This window comes from Streptomyces axinellae (genome assembly GCF_039532135.1).
In the GTDB taxonomy this organism is placed as follows: Bacteria; Actinomycetota; Actinomycetes; order Streptomycetales; family Streptomycetaceae; genus Streptomyces; species Streptomyces axinellae.
In genome coordinates this window covers 1-4,149 of sequence record NZ_BAAARJ010000051.1, presented here as the reverse complement: position 1 = coordinate 4,149, position 4,149 = coordinate 1, and the positions used below count along the sequence as shown (strand labels likewise).

1 protein-coding gene is annotated in these 4,149 nt (G+C 72.4%); it reads left to right on the top strand.

Annotated elements, in window-relative coordinates:
* A partial coding sequence (locus ABD339_RS33320) for an SDR family NAD(P)-dependent oxidoreductase (RefSeq protein ID WP_344570918.1) occupies nucleotides 1-4,149 on the top strand: 4,149 nt, incomplete at both ends.

Genomic DNA, 4,149 nt, shown 5'->3' with positions numbered 1-4,149 from the left:
CCCTCACCCAAGCCCACACCCACGGACACACCCCCACCACCTGGACCACCACCCCAACCCACACCCACCACACCCACACCCACACACCCCACCTCCCCACCTACCCCTTCCAACACGAACGCTTCTGGATCTCAGAGCCGCCCGCGGCGAACGATGCCTCGGCGCTGGGACTGGGTGCGACGGGGCACGCGCTGCTCGGGGCCGTGGCGGAGTTGCCGGACGGGAGCCACCTCTTTACCGGTGGGCTGTCCCTCCGTACGCACCCCTGGCTGGCCGAACATGCCCTCGCGGGCACGGAGGGCGACGGTGGCACGGTGCTGCTGCCCGGTACGGCCTTTGTCGAGCTGGCGCTGCACGCGGGCGGCGAGCTGGGGTGTGCGCGCGTCGAGGAACTGACACTGGACGCGCCACTCGTCCTGCCGCCGCTCGGCAGCACGCAACTCCAGCTCACCGTGGGAGCGCCGGATGAGACGGGTGGGCGGGCGGTTCATTTCCGTTCGCGTGCCGAGCGTGCGGTCCCGGATGCGGCCTCGATCGAGGAAGCATTCGACGAGGGCGGCTGGACCTCCCACGCGACGGGGCGCCTCACACCGGCGGCTCCGGGCATGCCGGAGAGTACGGCGTCCTGGGCACGGGTGTGGCCGCCGCCGCAGGCCGAGGCGTGCGACGTGGATGAGCTGTACGCGCACCTCACCGACCTGGGCTATGCCTACGGCCCCCTCTTCCAGGGCCTGAGCGCGGCGTGGCGGGCGGCGGACGGGACGGTCTTCGCCGAGGCCCGGCTCCCCGAGGGGACAGAAGCGGACCGCGACGGGTTCCTTCTGCATCCGGCACTCTTCGACGCGGCCCTGCACCCGGGGGCGCTCGGCCCGGTCGGCCCGGTCGGCCCGGCGGGCGGCTCCGCGAGTGAGTCCGCACCGGACGTGTCGGAGGTGTCGGACGCGCTACGGCTGCCGTACGCGTGGCGAGGGGTGACGCTGTACGCCTCGGGCGCCGATGCGGTGCGGCTGCGGATGACCCGCCCCTCGGCCGACACGCTGGCGCTCGACCTCGCGAGCGGCGTCGGGAACGGCGACATGGCGCAGGACGACGGCGCGGGGGCGCCCGTGGCCTCTGTCGAGGCGCTGGTGACACGGCCGATCAGCGCCGGGCAGCATGTGGGGTCGCAACGGGGACGCCGTAACACGGGCTACCACCTCGACTGGTCCCCGTTGGCGCTCCCCGGCCTCGGCGGCGCCTCCCCCACTGCCGAGGTCGAGGGATGGGCGGTGATCGGCGGCGGCGATCCGCTCGCCGCGACCTCCGCTGCCGGCCCGGCCCTTGGCACGGGGGACGGCGGCGGCGTGGCCGTCTACGCCGACCTCGCCGAGCTGTGTGCCGCGCGGGAGGAGAGCGGCGCCGGGTACGGGACGGTGCTCGTGCCGTGCTCCTCGTTCCCGAGCGAGGCGGCGTTCTCGTATGGAACGGCGTGCTCGCGCGAGGCGCCGGCCGTCAGTTCGACCAGCGGCGATGGCCGCGACGAGGGGCGTGGCGAAGGCCATGGCGACGAGGGGGCCGGTGGGGGTGAAGGGGGTGGTGACGCCGCCCGCGCGGCGCACGCTCTCACTCGGCACGCGCTCGCGCTGCTCCAGGACTGGCTGGCACTGGAAAACGAGGCCGGGCCGAAGACAGGTTCCGGAGGGGCTCCCGAGCCCGCTTCCGGACCACCCACCGAGGCTCGGCTGGTGCTGCTGACCCGGCACGCGGTCGCGACCACGCCCGAACAGCCGCTGGTGGACCCGTCGGCCGCAGCCCTGTGGGGGCTGGTCCGCAGCGCGCAGGCCGAGAACCCCGGGCGCTTCCAACTCGTGGACACCGACGGTACGGACGCCTCGCGCGAGGCCCTGATGGAGGCCGTCGCCACGGGCGAGCCACAGATCGCGCTACGAGAGGGACGCGCGTACATGCCGCGCTTGGCGCGCGTCGCGCTCCCGGCCTCGGCATCGGAGCGGTCCGCCGCTTCCGCCGCTTCCGCCGTGTCCGCTGTGTCCGCTGTGTCCGCTGCGTCCGAGGGGGGCGGCGGCGCCGCCGGCGTCCCGTCCACGCTGGATCCGGACGGGACCGTGCTGATCACGGGTGGTACCGGCACCCTGGGCGGACTGCTCGCCCGTCACCTGGTCGCCGAGCACGGAGTACGCCACCTCCTGCTCACCAGCCGACGCGGACCCGACGCACCCGGCGCCACGGAACTCGCGGCCGAACTCACCACAGCAGGCGCCCACGTCACCATCACCGCCTGCGACACCACCGACCGCCAAACCCTCGCCACCCTCCTGGCCACCATCCCCGACCAACACCCCCTCACCGCAGTCATCCACACCGCCGGCGCACTGGACGACGGTGTGCTCACCTCCCTCACTCCCGAACAACTCGCCACCACACTCCGCCCCAAGGTGGACACCGCCTGGAACCTGCACGAGCTGACCGCCGGCACCGACCTGTCCGCCTTCGTCCTCTACTCCTCCGCCGCCGGCACCCTCGGCAACCCCGGACAGGCCAACTACGCCGCCGCCAACACCTTCCTCGACGCCCTCGCCCACCACCGCCACACCCAAGGACTCCCCGCCACCTCCCTCGCCTGGGGACTCTGGGAACAGACCAGCGGACTCACCAGCCACCTGGCTAACGGCGAACAGACGCGTCTCGCGCGGGGCGGCGTGCTGCCGCTGTCGTCGGAGGAGGGCATGGCCCTGTTCGACGGCGCTCTCGGCCTTGAGGGCGGCGGTCACGCTCTCGTACTGGCGAAGTTCGACAACAAGGCGCTGCGCGCCGAGGCCGAGGCGGGCTCGCTGCCGCCGGTATTGCGCGGCGTAGTACGCACCCCCGTTCGCCGGGTGACCGGGGCCGCGGGCGCGGGCGCGGGCGGCGGCACGGGCTCCTGGCCGGAGCGGCTCGCGGGCCTGCCGGAGGCGCAGCAGGAGAAGCTGCTTCTGGAAATGGTACGCGGCCAAGTGGCCACGGTGCTGGGCCACTCGGACCCGCACGGCATCGCGTCCGACCAGGCGTTCCAGGGGCTGGGTTTCGACTCCTTGACGGCGGTGGAACTACGCAACCGCCTCAACACCGCAACCGGCCTGCGCCTGACCGCCACCCTCGTCTTCGACCACCCCACCCCCGCCGCACTGGCCACCCACCTCCGCACCCAACTCATCAGCACGGCACAGCCCAAACCGGCCACCGGACCTGCCGCCCGCACCGGGTACGCCGACGAGCCCATCGCGATCGTCGGGATGGCCTGCCGCTACCCCGGCGGAGTGGCCTCACCCGATGACCTGTGGCAACTCGTCTCCGAAGGACGCGAAGGCATCAGCAGCTTCCCCCAAGAACGCGGCTGGGACCTGGACACCCTCTACCACCCCGACCCCGAACACCCCGGAACCAGCTACACCCAACACGGCGGCTTCCTCCACAACGCCCACCACTTCGACCCCGACTTCTTCGGCATGAGCCCCCGAGAAGCCCTCGCCACCGACCCACAACAACGACTCCTTCTGGAGACCACCTGGGAAGCCCTGGAAAACGCAGGCATCCTCCCCACCACCCTCCGCGGCACCCGAACCGGCGTCTACACCGGAATCATGTACAACGACTACGGCGGGCGCATTCAGCGGGCCCCCGAGGAGTTGGAGGGCTACCTCGGCAACGGCAGCGCGTTCAGCATCGCCAGCGGCCGTGTCGCCTATACGTACGGGTTCGAGGGCCCCGCCGTCAGCGTGGACACGGCATGTTCGTCCTCGCTGGTCGCCCTGCACATGGCCGCCCAAGCCCTGCGCAGCGGCGAATGCGACATGGCCCTCGCGGGCGGAGTGACGGTGATGGCGACCCCGGGGCTGTTCGTGGAGTTCAGCAGGCAGCGGGGGTTGTCGGAGGACGGCCGCTGCAAATCGTTCGCGGCAGGTGCCGACGGCGCCGGCTTCTCCGAAGGCGTCGGCCTGCTGCTGGTCGAACGCCTCTCGGACGCCCAGGCTCAGGGGCACCCGGTGCTGGCCGTCCTACGCGGCTCAGCCATCAACCAGGACGGCGCCAGCAACGGCCTCACCGCACCCAACGGACCCTCCCAACAACGCGTCATCCACGACGCCCTCACCGCAGCCGGACTCGAACCCGCCG